The organism is Neisseria bacilliformis, assembly GCF_014055025.1.
GTDB classification, from domain to species: Bacteria; Pseudomonadota; Gammaproteobacteria; order Burkholderiales; family Neisseriaceae; genus Neisseria; species Neisseria bacilliformis.
Window position 1 is genome coordinate 1,533,707 of sequence record NZ_CP059571.1, and the last position, 17,825, is coordinate 1,551,531.

Below are 17,825 nucleotides of genomic sequence, written 5' to 3' on the forward strand. Positions count from 1 at the left end.
CCGCGTCTGATCTTCCGTAGGGTGTGTCGCCCCGAGGCAACGCACGCGGTCTGTGCCATGCAGCGAATCCGCGCGTTTTCCGCAACTCCGCAACCGCGTGCGTGGCTGCGCCACACACACTACCCAACGACAGAAGCCGTCTGAAAGCGCAGTCGGTAGGTCGGGCATTCATGCCCGACATTTTTCAGCAGGTAGCTTGGGTTGCAAACCCAACATTGGCGGATTGCGGGGGTGTTGGATCTCGACCCAACCTACCTTGGCGGCATCCTGCAAGCCCAAAAACCGCGTGCGTGGCTTGTGCCACACACCCACCAAAATGGCAAAAAGGCCGTCTGAAAACCGTATTACGGGTTTTCAGACGGCCTTTTGATGTGCTGCCGCTTACGAAGCCAGCGTGCGGGCAAAAAGAATGTTGTCTTCCAGCTCGATGTGCTCGGCGAGGTCGTCGGCAAACTGTTTGGCCAGGGCGTAGAGCTGCCGCCATGCTTCGCTGGCGTTGTCGGGCGCGGTGAAGTTGGCGGTTACGGCGGCGAGTTGTCCGATTGCGCCCTGGTGGTCGCCGTGTTCGTGCATCATCATGCGGATGGGCATGGCCGCGCCGCTGCCCGCGCCGTTTTCAATCATGGGGAACAGGATGCGTTCTTCCTTCATCATGTGGCTGAGCAGCTCGTTTTGAATGGCCTGCACGAGGGGGACGAAGTCGGCGGGGAAACCGGCGGTGCCGTCGAGTGCTTCGCCCGCTTCAATCATGGCGGCAAGCTGGCTGCGGTGGGTTTCATGGTAGCGGGGGACGATGTGGGCGGTGATGTCGCCGAGCGGGGCGTTCTGCCATTGGGCGTGGAGGGTCATGGTGTGGTCCTTGTGGTTCGGCCGCTTATGCTGCGGCTCGGTTTGAAAGGTGCGGATTATAGGAATGTTTGGAAAACGGGGCAAATGAGGCCGTCTGAAAAACGGTTTTTCAGACGGCCTCTGTACACACGCGTTTCAGCCGCGCGGGTGGTGTTCGATGACGATGCTTTTGAGGCGTTCGGCGGCGACGCGGGTGTAGATTTCGGTGGTGCTGATGCTGGCGTGGCCGAGCAGTTCCTGCACCACGCGCAGATCCGCGCCGTGGTTGACGAGGTGGGTGGCGAAGGCGTGGCGCAGGCCGTGGGGGGAGAGGTGGCGGATGCCGGCGGCGGCGGCGTGTTTTTCCACAATCATCCAGGCGAGCTGGCGGCTGATGCCGACCCGTTTCTGGCTGACGAAGATTTCGTCGCAGCGGGCGTTTTTCAGAAGCTGCGGCCGCGCTTGGGCGAGGTAGCGTTCGAGCCAGTAAACGGCTTCTTCGCCCATCGGCACGATGCGCTGTTTGCCGCCTTTGCCGATGGTGGAAACAAAGCCCGCTTGCAGTTTGGCTTCGTCCTGGCGCAGGCGCACGGCTTCGCTGACGCGCAATCCGGTGGCGTACATCAGTTCGAGCAGGGCTTTGTCGCGCAGGCCGTGGGGGGTATCGGCGTCGGGGGCGGCGAGCAGGGCGTCGATTTGCGCTTCGCCGATGACGGGGGGCAGGGTTTTTTCCTGTTTGGGGCTGCGCAGGTGTTCGGTGGGGTCGGCGGCGGTTTGGCCGGTGTCGAGCAGCCAGCCGTAGAGGCGTTTGCAGGCGGAGAGGGCGCGGGCTTGGGAGCGCGGGCTTGCTTCGGCGCGGTAAACGGCTGCGGCCAGGTCGCCGCTTTGCGCGTCGAGCCAGCCTTTGCCCTGCTCCGAAAGCCGCGCGGCGGTTTTTTCGAGGTCGCGGCGGTAGGCGGCGAGGGTGTTCGCGCTGAGGCGGTCTTGCAGCCAGAGGTGGTCGATGAGGCGTTCGATGGTTTCGTCCATGTTTTCAGACGGCCCCTTGGCCGCTTTTCAGGGTTTCGAGCACTTCGCGGGCGTGGCCGGCGGCTTTGACTTTGCGCCATTCGTGCGCGATTTCGCCCTGTCCGTTTAACACGAAGGTGCTGCGCTCGATGCCGTAAGACTCTTTGCCGTAGAGCTTTTTCAGTTTGATGACGTCAAACAGGCGGCAGACGGTTTCGTCGGCGTCGCTCAGCAGCGGGAAGCGGAAGCCCTGTTTGGCGCAGAAGTTTTGGTGCGATTTGACGCCGTCGCGCGAGACGCCCGCCACGGTGTAGCCCAGCGCGGCGAATTCGCCCAGCAGGGCGTTGAATTCCAAGCCTTCGGTGGTGCAGCCGGGGGTGCTGTCTTTGGGGTAGAAATAGAGCACCAGCGGCAGATGGTCGGCGGCGCGGAAAGGTTTGCCGGAGGAGGCGGGGAGGGTAAAATCGTATTTCATGGCAGATACCTGTAACGGGGAAAAGCGCGGATGGTAGGCCGTCTGAAAACCGCAGGCAAGCCCGAGTTATCCACACTTTGCATATCTTAACGCTTGACTTATCCACAGGCTGCCCTATATAGCCCGCCATGACGAAACCATTGACAATGTAAGGAGACTTTATGCGATTCGACAAACTCACCGCCAAGTTCCAACAGGCTTTGCAGGAAGGCCAAAGCCTCGCACTGGCCGCCGACAGCAGCTATCTGGAAGCGGGTTTTGTGCTCAAAGCCCTGCTCGACGACCAAAACAGCGGCGCGGCCGCGCTCTTGGCGCATGCGGGCGTGAACGTGCCGCAGGTGAAACAAAAACTGGCCGCCCATCTGAACGGCCTGCCCAAAGTGTCGGGACAGGGCGGCGACATCATGCCCAGCCGCGAGTTGCAGGCAGTGTTGAATTTAATGGACAAAGCCGCCGTGAAGCGCGGCGATGCCTATATCGCCAGCGAATTATTCCTGCTCGCGCTGGTGCAGCAAAACGACGCCACCGGCAAAATCTTGAAAGAAGCCGGCGCGACCGAACAAAACATCAATGCCGCGATTGACGCGGTACGAGGAGGACAAAACGTGAACGATGCCAATGCCGAAGACCAACGCGATGCTCTGAAAAAATACACGCTCGACCTGACCCAGCGCGCCCGCGACGGCAAGCTTGACCCTGTTATCGGTCGTGATGACGAAATCCGCCGTGCGATTCAGGTGCTGCAACGCCGTACCAAAAACAACCCCGTGCTCATCGGCGAGCCGGGCGTGGGCAAAACCGCGATTGTGGAAGGCTTGGCGCAACGCATCGTTAACGGAGAAGTGCCTGAATCCCTGCGCAACAAACGCCTGCTGGTTTTGGATTTGGCAGCATTGATTGCCGGCGCGAAATACCGCGGCGAATTTGAAGAACGCTTGAAAGGCGTGTTGAACGACTTGGCAAAAGACGACGGCAACACCCTGATTTTCATTGACGAAATCCATACTTTGGTCGGCGCGGGCAAAACCGACGGCGCGATGGACGCGGGCAATATGTTGAAACCCGCGCTGGCTCGCGGCGAGTTGCACTGTATCGGTGCCACCACGCTCGACGAATACCGCCAGTACATCGAAAAAGATGCCGCGCTGGAACGCCGTTTCCAGAAGGTTTTGGTGGGCGAGCCGAGTGTGGAAGATACCATCGCCATCTTGCGCGGCTTGCAGGAGCGTTACGAAATCCACCACGGCATCGACATCACCGACCCTGCCATCGTGGCCGCCGCCGAGTTGAGCGACCGCTACATCACCGACCGCTTCCTGCCCGACAAAGCAATTGATTTGATTGACGAAGCCGCCAGCCGCATCAAAATGGAGTTGGACAGCAAACCCGAGCAGATGGACAAACTCGACCGCCGCATCATCCAGCTCAAAATGGAAAAAATGCACGTTGCCAAAGAGAGCGACGATGCCAGCAAAAAACGTTTGGAACTGATAGACGAAGAAATCGACGGCCTGCAAAAAGAATACGCCGATTTGGACGAAATCTGGAAAGCCGAAAAAGCCGCGTCTTCCAGCACCGCCGACATTAAGAAACAGATGGACGACATCAAAGTCAAAATCGAGCAGGCCAAACGCCAAGGCGATTTTGCCCGCGCGTCCGAACTCGAATACGGCGAACTGCCCAAGCTCGGCCAACAGCTTCAGGCTGCCGAAAGCAACCCCGAGGGCAAAAAGGCCAACAAACTGTTCCGCACCGAAGTGGGCGCAGACGAAGTGGCCGAAATCGTCTCCCGCATGACCGGCATTCCCGTGGCCAAAATGATGGAAGGCGAGCGCGACAAGCTGTTGAAAATGGAAGAAGTATTGCACCGACGCGTAGTCGGTCAAGACGAAGCCGTGCGCGCTGTGTCCGACGCCATCCGCCGCAGCCGTTCCGGTCTTGCCGATCCGAACAAACCTTACGGCAGCTTCCTGTTCCTAGGCCCGACCGGCGTGGGTAAAACCGAGTTGTGCAAAGCCCTGGCAGGCTTCCTGTTCGACAGCGAAGACCACCTCATCCGTATCGACATGTCCGAATACATGGAAAAACACGCCGTTGCCCGCCTCATCGGCGCGCCTCCGGGCTATGTCGGCTACGAAGAGGGCGGCTACCTGACCGAACAAGTCCGCCGCAAACCGTACAGCGTGATTCTTTTGGACGAAGTGGAAAAAGCCCATCCCGACGTGTTTAACATCCTGTTGCAAGTATTGGATGACGGCCGCCTGACCGACGGACAAGGTCGCACTGTGGACTTCAAAAACACCGTCATCGTCATGACTTCCAACATCGGCAGCCAGCACATCCAACAAATGGGCACGCAGGATTACGAAGCCGTGAAAGAAGCGGTGATGGAAGAAGTGAAAGCCTACTTCCGCCCCGAAATGATCAACCGTATCGACGAAGTGGTCGTGTTCCACGGACTGAATCAGGAGAATATCCGCAACATCGCGAAAATCCAGCTCAAAGGCTTGGAAAAACGTTTGGAAGCGCAGCACCTGCACCTGAAAGTGGACGATGCCGCCTTGGATTTGATTGCCAAAGCCGGCTTCGACCCCGTGTACGGCGCACGCCCACTCAAACGCGCCATCCAGTCGGAAATCGAAAACCCGCTGGCCAAAGCCCTACTCGAAGGCCGCTATGCGCCCGAAAGCACGATCCATGTGGGCGTGGAAAACGGCAGACTGGCATTTGCCTGACAAATCCTTGAAGGCTTGAAGTGAAGAAAAGGCCGTCTGAAAAACAGTTTTCAGACGGCCTTTTTCCATCCAGTCCATGCCGAACCCAAGGTAGGGTGTGTCGCCCCGAGGCGACGCACGCGTTCTCTGCTGCTTCAACCAATCCGCACTTTCCCTGCAACCCAAACCGCGTGCGTGGCTTGCGCCACACACCCTACCTAAACGGCAGAGGCCGTCTCCGCCTTCGCGGGGATGACGTTTCTGAAAACCGGTAAAACGGGTTTGGCTGCGCCGAAGCTACACTTTCAGACGGCCTTTTTCGATGTCGAATGATACGTAGGGTGTGTGGCGCAGCCACGCACGCGGTTTGTACAGTTTAGAGGCCGTCTGAAAAACGTTTTTCAGACGGCCTCCGTTTAACCACCCGCCGCCGCAATCTTATCCGCCAGCGCGGCGCAGCCGGCGGAGACCAGGCGGTAGGTTTCGTCGAAGTCGCCGGTGTACCACGGGTCGGGGACGTGGCTGTAACCCTGTTCGGGGATGAGGTCGGTGAGTTTGAACAGTTTTTCGGGATGGCGGCCGAAGCGTTTTTCCAGTTCGGCAAGGTTGGCGTTGTCCATGGCGACCAGGTAGTCGAACCGCTGCCAGTCGCGGTTTTCCACGCGGCGGCTGGTGAAGCCGCCGCCGTCGATGCCGTGGCGGCGCAGTACGGCTTTGGTTTCGCGGTGCATGTCTTCGCCGTCGTGCCAGCCGGAAGTGCCCGCGCTGGCGGCCTGGATTTGGGCGGACAGGCCGCGTTCGGCGGCAGTGCGGCGCATGACGTATTCGGCCATCGGCGAGCGGCAGATGTTGCCGAGGCACACGAAAAGGACGCGGGTCATGACGCGCCGCCGTCGCCGTAGAGCGGGTTGTGGCCGGGTAGGCGCAGGGCTTGCGGGTAGGCGGGCAGCTCGTCGTTTTCGCCGATGGGCTCGTGCAGCAGGCGGATGTTTTCCACGCGGCATTCGGCCAGAAGGTCGAGGAAGTTCTGCTGGACGGTTTCGATGTCGTCCATCGGCGAGAGCGGCCAGGTGAAGGTTTGCGGCTGTACGTCGAACTGGCTTTCGGTGGCGTTGAAGCCGAAAACGAGTCTGCCGCCTTCCTGCGCGGCCATCACCACGCCGACGCGTGGGCTCTGCATGCGGATGGCGCGGATGGCGTTGGCGGCGAACACGTCCATCGCCATGCGCAGGCGCATGTGGCCGGCGGCGGTGAGGGCGGCGGGGGGGATGTCGGCCGAGAGCGGGTTGGCAAACAGGGTTACGCCGGAGGTTTTCAGGGCTTCGATCCACACCTGCATCAGCGGCAGGGCGGCGTTTTGCAGGTTTTTGCCCAACGCGCCCGCCAGTTCGCAGCCGCCGTAGCCGAGGGCGAAGGCCGCGCTCACCGACTGGCCTTCGGCCAGCGGCAGTTTTTCGGTTTGCGGCAGCTCGGCGGCAAATGCGGCGGCGGCTTCTGGGCTTTGCTTGGCTTTAAACCATTGTCCGGCGTTGATTTCCGACATCTGTCCGGCGGTGATGAGGCGCGGCAGCCAGGTGGCGCGGGTGAGCGCGCGGGTGTGCGGGTAGTTGGCAAGGCAGGTGCAAAGCTCGGACACGGGCGTATCGGCAGGCAGGGCGGCTTCTTTTTTGCAGCCGGCCACCAGAACCACGGGCAGGGCGAACCATTGCGCTTCATCGTCGGTTTTGGCCTGCAACACGTCGTTCACCGCCGCCATGATTTGCCGGTAGGCATCCGCGCTGGGGGTCATGCTCAGGGCGACGGAGAGGTTGAGGTAGAAGTTTTGCGACAACATGCCGTGTATCTGCGCCCGCAGGGCTTCGGCGGCGATTTTGCCCGCCGCGCCGCCGCCTGCGGCCTGCACGGCGTGCATCAGCAGCTCGCGCTTCACCGGTTCGGCGGGATAGGGGCGGGTGTCGGGGAGGTAGCGGTGTTCGGACATGGCGGGCTTTCTTGTGCTGGTTCGGTGCGGAAAAAATGCCGCGGATTATAGCAAAATTTGTGTTGCAGGCCGTACCCGCCCGCACGGGGATGGCGTTTCCGAAAGCCGTGTTTTTCAGACGGCCTCTGCGGCATGTGTGAGGCCGTCTGAAAAACGCAAAAACGGGTTTTGGCTGCGCCGAAGCGGCACTTTCAGACGGCCTCCCTATTATGCCCGCCCCGCAAATTCCGCAACCGCGTACGTGGCTGCGCCGCACACCCTGCCTTGGCGGCAGAGGCCGTCTGAAACATGAAATCCGCTTCGCAAGCTGAAATGTCAACACACCCTACGTCAGGTTCGGCATCGGCGGATGCGGCAGGCCGTCTGAAAACGCGGCTTCGGCGCAGGCGCGGGCGGATTTTGTTTTTTCAGACGGCCTCAAAACGGCGCGGCGGGTATTCTGCGGTAGAATGCGCGGCTTTCGTCCAACCGCAAAGGGTTTCCCATGAACGCCGAACAGGAACGCCGGCTTCTGCCGCACCGCGACGCCATCGACCGCATCGATGCCGCCGTGTTGAAACTTTTAAACGAACGCGCCGTCCACGCCCGCGCCATCGGCCAGCTCAAAGGCACAGGCGTGGTGTACCGCCCCGAGCGCGAGGCGCAGGTGTTGCGGCGGATTAAGGAAATGAACGAAGGCCCCCTGTCCGACGAGGGCATGGCACGGCTGTTTCGCGAAGTGATGAGCGAATGCTTGGCCGTGGAGCGGCCGCTCACCATCGCCTACCTCGGCCCAGAAGGCACGTTTACCCAGCAGGCGGCGGTCAAGCATTTCGGCCATGCCGCCGACACCGCCGCCTGCGCCAGCGTGGACGAATGCATGCGCCGCGTGGAAGCGGATCAGGCCGACTACGCCGTCGTCCCCGTGGAAAACTCCACCGAAGGCTCGGTCGGCCGCACCCTTGATCTGCTGGTGTCCTCGCCGCTCAAAGCCTGCGGCGAAGTGGTGCTGCGCATCCATCACCAGCTTTTGCGCCGCCGCGAAGGTTTGGACGGCACGCAGAAAGTGTACGCCCACGCGCAGGCGCTGGCGCAGTGCCACGACTGGCTGAACAAAAACCTGCCCGCAGGCATCGAACGCATCCCCGTGTCCAGCAACGCCGAAGCCGCCCGTCTCGCCTCGGAAGACGACACCGCGCTGGCCATAGCCGGCACGGCCGCCGCCGAACGCTACGCCCTCACCGCCCTCGCGCGCAACATCGAAGACGAGCCGGACAACACCACCCGTTTCCTCGTGCTGGGCAAGCAGGACACCGCCCCGAGCGGGCGCGACAAAACCTCGCTGCTGTTCTCCATCCCCAACCGTGCCGGCGCGGCCGCCGCCCTGCTCGCCCCCTTCGGCGCGGCGGGCATTTCGATGACCAAATTTGAAAGCCGCCCCAGCAAAACCGGCTTGTGGGAATACGTGTTCTTCATCGACATCGAAGGCCACCGCAGCGACACGCCCGTGCGCGCCCTACTCGAACGCTTCGCCGCCGACAATGTTTTCGTCAAAACCATCGGCTCGTATCCCGCCGCCGTTTTGTGAAACCGTTTGAAACCCCGCACGCGCCGCAAGCGTGTCCCAACTTCGCTGCAACATTGTTTTCAAACGGTCTCCAAGCCGATACAACACCATGAACGAAATGAACAACATCGCCGTCTATTGCGGCTCGAATTACGGACAAAACCCCGCCTACCTGCACGCCGCCCGCGAGCTGGGCGCGCTCATCGCCCGACGCGGCGCGCGCCTGATATACGGTGGCGGCCGCATCGGCCTGATGGGCGCGGCGGCCGATGCCGTGCTGGCACACGGCGGCAAAGTCAGCGGCGTCATCCCCGCCTTCCTCGCCGAAAAAGAAATGGCGCACGGCGGCCTCACCGAACTCGTCCAAACCGCCGACATGGCCGCACGCAAAAGCAAAATGATCGCCCTCGCCGATGCCTTTGTCGCCCTCGCCGGCGGCATCGGCACCTTTGAAGAACTGTTTGAAGTCCTCTCCCTCTCCCAGCTGCGGCAGCACCAAAAACCCGTCGGCCTGCTCAACACCGCCGGCTTCTACACCCCCCTGCTCGCCCTGTTGCGACACACCGCCGCCGAAGGCTTCATGCCCGCAGCCAACCTCGGCCTGCTGTGCGTGGCCGACACCCCCGCCGCGCTGTTGGAAAAAATGGCCGCGTGGCAGCCGCAAGAGGCGCAAAACGCGCAAAAATGGACGCAGCCCGCATGGCTGGCGCAAGAGACGCAAACATGAACGCCCCCGCATCCTGCGCCATCCTCGGCCTCGGCTACCTCGGCCGCCCCCTTGCCGAAACCCTGTGGCAGCACGGCAGCCGCGTCGCCGCGTGGAAAAAAACACTCACCTCCGACGACATCGCCCTGCCGATCGAGCTCGCCACCGGCGACATCGCCGCGCAGAACGGTTTTCAGACGGCCTTTGCCCGCTGGCAGGGCATAGAAACCTGGGTCTGCCTGCTGCCGCCCTCCGCCTTCGCCCACACGCCCGAAGCCTACCCCGCCGCCGTCCGCACCTGGGCGCAGGCCGCCGCACACTACGGCGCAAACCACCTCATCTTCACATCCAGCATCAGCGTCTTCGGCCGCCACATGGGCGAGTGCCGCGAACACACCCCGCCCGAGCCCGACCCGCAAAACACCGTCGCCCGCCGCCTCATCGAAGCCGAAGCCGCCGTATTCGCCGCCGCCGTCCCCCACACCGACATCCTCCGCCTCGGCGGCCTCTACTGCGCCGAACGCCACCCCCTGTTTTCCATCCTTGCCAAACAAAGCCGCCCCCACGCCCGCGAACCGGCCAACATGCTCCACCGCAGCCGCGCCGCAGCCGCCCTGTTTCAGACGGCCTGCACCCCCGGCGGACACCGCTTGCGCCACCTCGTCGAAACCCCGCACCCGAGCAAACAACAGTTCTACACCGAACAGGCCGCTCGCCTCGGCCTACCCCCGCCCGCGTTCGCATCAGGCGCAGCCAGCCGCCGCACCGTCGCAACCCTGTATCCCGAATTTTCTGATATATTGGCCGCAAACCCATAACACATAACAACACAGGCCGTCTGAAACCCCGCCTCGACAAAGTTAAAACCCGGCACAACAGCCCCGCCATACCAACAAACACCCGCGCCGCCCGCCGACACCGTTTTCACTTCGTCCAAGCCGCGTTTTCAGACGGCCTCCGAAAGCCACCATGCCCGCCACCGCCCTGCTCAACAGCCTCATCCGCCTCAGCCCCGAAACACAACGCGCCCTCGCCGGCTACAACGGCATCGTCCTCAGCCTGCACACCGCCGGCCTCACCCTCAAAGCCCGCATCAACGCCGACGGCCTGTTTCACGCTACCACCCGCCCCGCCGACACCGCCATCACCCTGCACGAAGGCGCATGGCCGAAACTCCTCGCCGGACACCCCCCCGCAATCGCCGACCTCGCCATCAGCGGCGACACCGCCCTCGGCCTCAACCTCCTCGCCGCCCTCGCCCCCCTCCCCCGCCGCCTCGCCGAACGCCTCACTCCCGCCCTGCGCCAAACCGCCACTACCGCCGCCGCCAAACTGCACACCCTGACCCACCGCCCCGCCGCCACCGCCGAGCCCGTTTCCCGCACAGATTTCATGCAACTGGCGGAACAAACCGCCGCCCTCGCCGCGCAAACCGCCGCCCTGCAAACCGCCCTCGCCGAACTGCGCACCGAAAACGCCGCCCTGCGCTGCGACCTCGAATACCTCCACGCCCGCCTGGACAAATTCGACCGCGACTGGTAACACACCGGCGTCCCGCTTATCAGGTAGGGTGTGCGGCGCAAGCCGCGCACGCGGACTCTGTTTTACAAGCGGCTGTCCGCACCCGCCACACAAAAGGCCGTCTGAAAGCTGCGCAATGCGGTTTTCAGACGGCCTCTGCCGTATAACGAACCCGCCTGCCTCCCAAATCCGAAACCGCGTGTGTGGCTTGCGCCACACAGCCTACCCAACGCCGGAGGCCGTCTGAAAATCGTAGGTCGGATTCTTGAATCCGACGCTTCCCCGCAGGGGAATTCCGTTGTACGGGATGCCGGATACAAGTATCCGACCTGCGGCTTTTACGGTTTATCAGGTAGGGCGTGTCGCCCTAAGGCGACGCACGCGGTTTCAGGATTACGGGGAAAACGCGGATGCGTTGCACGGTAGAGAAGGCGTGCGTCGTCTCGGGGCGACACACCCTACTGAACTGCTGCCCGTATCCGGCACATAAAAGGCCGTCTGAAAACCCGTATTGCGGTTTTCAGACGGCCTTTGCTTACGGCGCGGGGACGCTTGGCGCGTTTACTGGCGTTGGGCGTCCACGGCGGCGAGGGCGATCATGTTGACGATGCGGCGCACGGTGGAAATCGGCGTAACAATCTGCACGGGTTTGTTCAGTCCCATCAGGATGGGGCCGACGGTGATGCCGTTGGTGGCGTTGACGCGCAGCAGGTTGTAGCTGATGTTGGCGGCTTCGACGTTGGGCATCACCAGCAGGTTGGCCGCGCCCGAAAGCGTGGTTTCGGGGAAGATGCTGCGGCGCATTTCGTCGTCCAGCGCCACGTCGGCCTGCATTTCGCCGTCGATTTCCAACTCGGGATCAAGCTCGCGGATCATTTCCAAAGCCTGCTGCATTTTCGTGGCATCCGCATCGCGGCGCGAGCCGTAGTTGGAGTTGGACACCAGCGCGACTTTGGGTTTGATGCCGAAGCGTTTCATTTCGGCGGCGCACATCAGGGTGCCTTTGGCGAGCTGTTCGGCGGTGGGGTTTTCGTTGATGTAGGTGTCGGCGATGAAGAAGTTGCCTTTGTTGGAAATCAAGGCGTTCATGGCGAAGGCTTCTTTTTCGGGGTTGTTGTAGCCGATGACTTCCTCCATGACGGCGAAGTGGTCGTGGAAACGCCCCATGGTGCCGCAGACAAGGCCGTCGGCGTGGCCGAGTTTGACCATCAGCGCGCCGACGAGGGTGCTGTTGGCTTTAAGGCGGCGGCGCGCCATTTCTTCGGTTACGCCTTGGCGTTTGCGCAGGCTGTAATACGCTTTCCAGCTTTCTTCGTAGTGGGGGTTGTTTTTGATGTCGATGAGTTCGTAGTCTTTGCCGGCCTGGATGGTGAGCCCCTGGGCGGCGATGCGCTCTTCGATGAGTTTGCCGTCGCCGACGAGGATGGGGAAGGCGAGTTTGTGGCTGGCGACGTGTTGGGCGGCATGCAGCACGCGTTCGTCTTCGCCTTCGGTGAGGACGATGCGTTTGATTTCTTTGCGCGCCTGGTTGAAGACGGGGCGCATGAAGAGGCTGGTTTTGTAGACGAACTCGGTGAGTTTTTCGGCGTAGGCTTTGAGGTCGGCTATCGGGCGGGTGGCCACGCCGGAATCCATGGCGGCTTTGGCGACGGCGGGGGCGATGCGGGCGATGAGGCGGGGGTCGAAGGGTTTGGGGATGAGGTATTCGGGGCCGAAGGTGAGTTCGGCGTCGCCGTATGCGCCGGCCACTTCCGCGCTGGATTCGGCCATGGCCAGATCGGCGATGGCGCGCACGCAGGCGAGTTTCATTTCTTCGTTGATGGTGGTTGCGCCCACATCAAGCGCGCCACGGAAGATGAAGGGGAAGCAGAGGACGTTGTTGACTTGGTTGGGGAAGTCGGAGCGGCCGGTGCCGATGATGACGTCGGGGCGGGCGGCTTTGGCTTCGGGCGGCCAGATTTCGGGCTGGGGGTTGGCCAGGGCGAGGACGACGGGGTTGGGGTTCATGGTTTTGAGCATGTCGGTGCCCAATACGTTGGCACTGGAAAGGCCGAGGAAGATGTCTTTGCCGGATACGGCGTCGCCGAGCACGCGCTGGCCGTTGTCGGCAATGGCGTAGCGCACTTTGCTCTCGTCCATGCGTTCGCGGTCTTCGCGGGTTTGGTAGATGACGCCTTTGGAGTCGCAGACGGTGATGTTTTCGCGTTTCATGCCCAGGGCGACGAGCAGGTCGAGGCAGGCGATGGCGGCCGCGCCCGCGCCGGAGCAGACGAGCGATACTTGGCCGATGTCTTTTTTCACCACGCGCAGGGCGTTGAGGACGGCGGCGGCGGTAATGATGGCGGTGCCGTGTTGGTCGTCGTGGAACACGGGGATGTTGCAGCGTTCGCGCAGTTTTTTCTCGATGTGGAAGCACTCGGGGGCTTTGATGTCTTCGAGGTTGATGCCGCCGAAGGTGGGTTCGAGCGCGGCGATGATTTCCACCAGTTTGTCGGGGTCGGTTTCGTTCACTTCGATGTCGAACACGTCGATGTTGGCGAATTTTTTAAACAGTACGCCCTTGCCTTCCATCACGGGTTTGCCCGCCAGTGCGCCGATGTTGCCCAGGCCGAGCACGGCGGTGCCGTTGGAAATCACGGCCACGAGGTTGCCTTTGGCGGTGTATTTGTAGGCGTTGAGTGGGTCGGCATGGATTTCCATGCAGGGCGCGGCCACGCCGGGCGAGTAGGCCAGCGACAGGTCGTACTGCGTGCCCAGGGGCTTGGTGGGGGCGACTTGGATTTTGCCCGGGTTGGGGTATTCGTGAAAGCGCAACGCGGCTTCTTTGATCATATCGTCCATGCTGTTTTCTCCTGAAAGGTCGGTAGGGAACAGGCCGTCTGAAAAAGCGCGTCCGGCTTGCGGCTGCGCCGAAACTGCGTTTTCAGAAACGTCATTCCCGCGAAGGCGGGCACGGCCTGTGAAGATTTGCAAAGGCTGGATTCTAACACGCGGCGGCGCACTCGGGCGGGAAATTACAGGGGATTACGGCGTGTCGCCCATCCCGCCGCGCGGCGGCGCGGCAGCGGAGAGGCCGTCTGAAAAAGCGGCTTCGGCGCGGCCAAAATCCGGTTTTGGCCGCGCCGAAGCTGCGTTTTCAGAAACGTCATCCCCGCGAAGGCGGGCACGGCCTCTTTACATCAGGCAACCTGCGTTTGGTGTTCGCCGCCCACGCGTTCGCGGATTGCGCCGAGGCGGTACACGGTTTCGCCCTGTTCGGTCAGGAACGCGGCCAGTGCGTCGGCGTTTTCGGCGGCGACGACCACCACCATGCCGATGCCGCAGTTGAAGGTGCGGTACATTTCCTGCGTCTCCACATTGCCCGCTTTTTGCAGCCATTGGAACAGCTTGGGCAGCTCCCACGCTTTCGCGTCGATTTGGGCGACGGTGTTTTCCGGCAGGATGCGCGGCACGTTTTCGGTGATGCCGCCGCCGGTGATGTGCGCCATACCTTTAATTTCAAACTGTTTTATTGCAGCCAGAATCGGTTTTACATACAGGCGGGTCGGCGCAATGACGGCTTCGCGCAGGGTTTTGCCGTTGTCGAATTCCGCGTCCAAATCTGGCCGGTCGCGTTCGATGATTTTGCGGATCAGCGAATAGCCGTTGGAATGCGCGCCGTTGGAAGCCAAGCCCAACACAACGTCGCCGGCTTTGATGCTGCGGCCGTTGATGACGCGCTCTTTCTCCACCACACCCACGGCAAAGCCGGCCAAATCGTATTCGCCCTCGGGATACATGCCCGGCATTTCGGCGGTTTCGCCGCCGATCAGGGCGCAGCCGGATGCTTCGCAGCCTTGCGCGATGCCTTTGATCACGTCGGTAGCGCGTGCCACATCGAGTTTGCCGCAGGCGAAATAATCGAGGAAAAACAGCGGCTCCGCGCCCTGTACGAGAATGTCGTTCACGCTCATGGCGACCAGGTCGATGCCCACGGTGTCGTGTTTGTCCCAATCGAAAGCGAGTTTGAGTTTGGTGCCCACGCCGTCGGTGCCGCTCACCAGCACGGGGTTTTGGTATTTTTTGCCGATTTCCACCAGCGCGCCGAAGCCGCCCAAACCGCCCAGCACTTCGGGGCGCATGGTGCGTTTGGCAAAGGGTTTGATGTTTTCGACCAAACGGTCGCCCGCGTCGATGTCCACGCCCGCGTCGCGGTAGCTCAAAGATTCGCTCATATTCCGTGCTTTCAAAATCAAGGTTGCAAAAACGGCGCGCATTTTACCCGAACTTCTCCCGCCGTGGCTGCCTGAGGCCGTCTGAAAACCGTTTTTCAGACAGCCTCAAAATCCGTTTAAAGCCTTTGCCCGTGCGGCGCATCCCCCGCCGTGTTATCCTTCGCGCCTTTACAGTCCCGCCTTTGGCACACTTTATATGTACACCAAGAAAAAACGCGGCCTCTCGCCGTGGATTATCGGCACGGCCTTTTTCCTCGCCTGCGGCGCGCTGGTGCTCGCCCTGCGCGACATTCTGATGCCGTTTATCGTGGCCGCCGTGCTGGCCTACATCCTCAACCCGCTGGTGGAAAAACTGCGCGACAAAGGCGTGCCGCGCGGCGCGGCCTCAATGCTGGTGATGCTGTTCGCCCTGCTGCTGCTGCTCGCCCTGCTGCTGATCCTCGTGCCCATGCTGATCACCCAGTTTGAAAACCTCACCAACCGCCTGCCGCAGCTTATCGACTTCGCCCAAAACAAAGCCCTGCCCTGGCTGCACGCCCATTTCGGCGGCAGCCTGCCGCTGAACAAAGAAGCCGCCGCCAACTGGCTGAAAAACCACAGCGGCACAGTGCAGCAGGCCGCCTCGCAAATCGCCCCCGCCCTCATGGCGCAGGGCGGCGCGCTGGCCGTGGGCGTGAGCAACTTCGTCCTGCTGCCGCTGCTGCTTTATTATTTCCTGTTCGACTGGCAACGCTGGTCGCACGGCATCCGCGCCCTGATTCCGCGCCGCTTCATCGACACCTACACCCGCATCAGCCGCGAAATGGACGACGTACTGGGCGAATTCCTGCGCGGGCAGCTTATGGTGATGCTGATTATGGGGCTGGTCTACGGCACCGGCCTCATGCTCACCGGCCTCGATTCCGGTTTCGCCATCGGCATGATTGCCGGCATCCTCGTGTTCGTCCCCTATCTGGGCGCGTTCACCGGCCTGCTGCTCGCCACCGTCGCCGCCCTGCTGCAATTCAACTCCTGGCACGGCATGGTTGCCGTCTGGTCGGTGTTTGCCGTGGGACAGTTTCTCGAAAGCTTCTTCATCACCCCAAAAATCGTCGGCGACCGCATCGGCCTCTCCCCTTTCTGGGTGATTTTCTCCCTGATGGCCTTCGGCCAGCTCATGGGCTTTGTCGGCATGCTCGTCGGTCTGCCGCTGGCCGCCGTCTGCCTCGTCCTCCTGCGCGAAGGCTCGCAAGCCTACTTCGCCAGCCGCTTCTACCAACACAAATAACCATGACATCCCTCATCTGGCACAACACCCTGCCGCAGGCATGGAGGCCGTCTGAAAACACATACCGCGGATTTTCAGACGGCCAAAACCCCGCCTTCGCGCGCATCGCCGCCGCCCCCTCGCTCACCGCCGCCCTGCGCGCCCTGCCGCACACCTTCGCCGTGCGCCTGCTGCACCTGGGCGAAGCCGAAGCCTCCCCGCTTTTGGGCGACACTTTTACCGCCGCGCCGCCCTTCTGCCGCGACGTATACCTCTGCCTCGACGGCGTCCCCGCCATATGGGCGCGCAGCCAGTGCCCGCCCGATTCCGCCTTCTGGCGCGACATCCTAAACTGCGGCAGCCGCCCGCTGGGCGAAACCCTCTTCGGCGGCCTCCCCGGCCTCAGCCGCAGCCCCCTGCAATACGCCCGCCCCCGCCCCGGCCTCATCCCCCAAGCCCCCGCTGCCTTGCTCGCCCGCCGCTCCTTCTTCACCCACCAAGGCCAAACCCTCGGCCTGACCGAATGCTTCCTGCCCCCCCTCGCGCAGCTTGCAAAAGCGGCGGCAAGCGCAGAGGCCGTCTGAAAACAAAGTTAAAACCGCCCGCCGCCCGCAACCCGTTTTCAAACACGAAACCCGTTTTCAGACGGCCTCAAACACCCCAAACACCGCCCGCCCCCAATCCCCACCGGAACAAAAACATGGACAAACTCACCCTCGCCCTCATCACCAAAAACGAAGCCGCCAACCTCGCCGCCTGCCTCGACAGCGCCAAACCCCTCGCCTGCCCCATCGTCATCATCGACTCCGGCAGCACCGACGACACCCCCGCCATCGCCGAACGCTACGGCGCGCAATTCCACGTCTTCCCCGACTGGCCCGGCTTCGGCCCGCAGCGCAACCGCGCCCACCCCCACATCCATACCGACTGGGTACTCTGGCTAGACGCCGACGAACGCCTCACCCCAGAACTGTGCCGCAGCATCCAAGCCGCCGTCGCCGCCACCCCCGCCGACGGCCGGACCGCCTTCGCCTTCAACCGCCTGAGCAACACCTTCGGCAAATTCATCCGCCACAGCGGCTGGTATCCCGACTGGGTCGTCCGCCTCTACCCCGCCGCCCACGCCCGATACAGCGACGACCTCATCCACGAAAAAGTCCTCCTGCCCGCAAACTGCCGCACCGGAAAACTCAGCGGCGACTGCCTGCACTACACCTACGCCACCCTCGACCAATTCCTGCAAAAACAAAACCTGTACAGCACCGCCTGGGCCGAACAACGCCGCCTGCACATGAAACGCACCGGCCTTGCCGCCGCCTTCCTGCACAGCACCGCCGCCTTCGTCAAAATGTACCTCCTCAAAGCCGGCTTCCTCGACGGCCGCCACGGCCTCCTCCTCGCCGCCCTCTCCGCCCAATCCGCCTTCAACAAATACGCCGCCCTCTGGCTCGCCGCCAACACCCCGCCCGAACAGGACAAATAAACCGAAGAGGCCGTCTGAAAAACGTTTTTCAGACGGCCTCTTCGTTAGGCAGGCGTATGGCGCAAACCACGCACGCGGTTTCTGTGTTGCGGCGATTGCTTGG

The 17,825-nt window shown here is 62.2% G+C and carries 16 protein-coding genes; 9 read left to right on the plus strand and 7 right to left on the minus strand.

Annotation, left to right across the window (positions count from 1 at the left end):
* Positions 1-201 precede the first annotated feature (201 nt).
* Entirely contained in the window at positions 202-336 is a 135-nt protein-coding gene (locus tag H3L91_RS12490; protein WP_256998604.1) for a hypothetical protein, read from the plus strand.
* Between the two features lie 45 nt (positions 337-381).
* Here H3L91_RS12490 and H3L91_RS07515 read toward each other — a convergent pair whose 3' ends face one another.
* The 3 genes from H3L91_RS07515 to H3L91_RS07525 form a co-directional block, all read right to left on the minus strand.
* Positions 382-849, minus strand: coding sequence for a hemerythrin domain-containing protein (locus H3L91_RS07515; RefSeq protein ID WP_040658971.1), 468 nt, complete (start codon positions 847-849; stop codon positions 382-384).
* Positions 850-984: 135 nt separating this feature from the next.
* Positions 985-1,857 (minus strand): site-specific tyrosine recombinase XerD, encoded by an 873-nt coding sequence (gene xerD, locus H3L91_RS07520; protein WP_007343099.1) that lies wholly within the window; start codon positions 1,855-1,857, stop codon positions 985-987.
* A 4-nt stretch (positions 1,858-1,861) separates the two neighbouring features.
* Positions 1,862-2,311, minus strand: coding sequence for a peroxiredoxin (locus H3L91_RS07525; RefSeq protein WP_007343100.1), 450 nt, complete (start codon positions 2,309-2,311; stop codon positions 1,862-1,864).
* A gap of 161 nt (positions 2,312-2,472) precedes the next feature.
* Here H3L91_RS07525 and clpB point away from each other — a divergent pair, with 161 nt between their 5' ends.
* Positions 2,473-5,046 carry an ATP-dependent chaperone ClpB gene (gene clpB, locus H3L91_RS07530; RefSeq protein ID WP_007343101.1) on the plus strand — a complete coding sequence of 858 codons (2,574 nt, stop codon included), beginning with the start codon at positions 2,473-2,475 and terminating at the stop codon, positions 5,044-5,046.
* A gap of 395 nt (positions 5,047-5,441) precedes the next feature.
* On the opposite strand, the gene H3L91_RS07535 is transcribed toward clpB, so the two are convergent.
* Positions 5,442-5,906 (minus strand): low molecular weight protein-tyrosine-phosphatase, encoded by a 465-nt coding sequence (locus H3L91_RS07535; protein WP_007343102.1) that lies wholly within the window; start codon positions 5,904-5,906, stop codon positions 5,442-5,444.
* The gene (locus H3L91_RS07540) at positions 5,903-7,006 is read right to left on the minus strand and encodes a hypothetical protein (RefSeq protein ID WP_007343103.1); all 1,104 of its coding nucleotides are present in this window, start codon (positions 7,004-7,006) and stop codon (positions 5,903-5,905) included. Before H3L91_RS07540 ends, H3L91_RS07535 begins: the two co-directional genes overlap by 4 nt.
* Before the next feature lie 484 nt (positions 7,007-7,490).
* On the opposite strand from H3L91_RS07540, the gene pheA reads away from it, so the two are divergent.
* From pheA to H3L91_RS07560, 4 genes are all read left to right on the plus strand, one after another.
* On the plus strand, positions 7,491-8,573 hold the full coding sequence (gene pheA / locus H3L91_RS07545) for a prephenate dehydratase (RefSeq protein ID WP_007343105.1): 1,083 nt from the start codon (positions 7,491-7,493) through the stop codon (positions 8,571-8,573).
* A 97-nt stretch (positions 8,574-8,670) separates the two neighbouring features.
* Positions 8,671-9,279: an LOG family protein gene (locus H3L91_RS07550; protein ID WP_040659553.1), complete on the plus strand. Its 609-nt coding sequence runs from the start codon at positions 8,671-8,673 to the stop codon at positions 9,277-9,279.
* On the plus strand, positions 9,276-10,076 hold the full coding sequence (locus tag H3L91_RS07555; RefSeq protein ID WP_007343107.1) for a Rossmann-fold NAD(P)-binding domain-containing protein: 801 nt from the start codon (positions 9,276-9,278) through the stop codon (positions 10,074-10,076). The genes H3L91_RS07550 and H3L91_RS07555 overlap by 4 nt, the downstream gene beginning before the upstream one ends.
* A 151-nt stretch (positions 10,077-10,227) precedes the next feature.
* A complete protein-coding gene (locus H3L91_RS07560; protein WP_050783138.1) occupies positions 10,228-10,800 on the plus strand; it encodes a hypothetical protein in 573 nt (190 codons plus the stop codon).
* A 540-nt stretch (positions 10,801-11,340) separates the two neighbouring features.
* Here the strand turns inward: H3L91_RS07560 and H3L91_RS07565 are convergent.
* Together H3L91_RS07565 and purM are read right to left on the minus strand one after the other, a co-directional pair.
* Positions 11,341-13,620, minus strand: a complete 2,280-nt coding sequence (locus H3L91_RS07565; RefSeq protein ID WP_040658973.1) for an NADP-dependent malic enzyme — start codon at positions 13,618-13,620, stop codon at positions 11,341-11,343.
* Between the two features lie 338 nt (positions 13,621-13,958).
* Positions 13,959-14,993, minus strand: coding sequence for a phosphoribosylformylglycinamidine cyclo-ligase (purM, locus tag H3L91_RS07570; RefSeq protein ID WP_040658975.1), 1,035 nt, complete (start codon positions 14,991-14,993; stop codon positions 13,959-13,961).
* 196 nt (positions 14,994-15,189) lie between these two features.
* Between purM and H3L91_RS07575 the strand changes: the two genes are divergently transcribed.
* From H3L91_RS07575 to H3L91_RS07585, 3 genes are all read left to right on the plus strand, one after another.
* Positions 15,190-16,260, plus strand: a complete 1,071-nt coding sequence (locus tag H3L91_RS07575) for an AI-2E family transporter (protein ID WP_007343112.1) — start codon at positions 15,190-15,192, stop codon at positions 16,258-16,260.
* 2 nt (positions 16,261-16,262) lie between these two features.
* Positions 16,263-16,823, plus strand: coding sequence for a chorismate--pyruvate lyase family protein (locus tag H3L91_RS07580; protein ID WP_007343113.1), 561 nt, complete (start codon positions 16,263-16,265; stop codon positions 16,821-16,823).
* Between the two features lie 116 nt (positions 16,824-16,939).
* On the plus strand, positions 16,940-17,722 hold the full coding sequence (locus tag H3L91_RS07585) for a glycosyltransferase family 2 protein (RefSeq protein ID WP_040658977.1): 783 nt from the start codon (positions 16,940-16,942) through the stop codon (positions 17,720-17,722).
* The last annotated feature ends 103 nt before the right edge of the window (positions 17,723-17,825 follow it).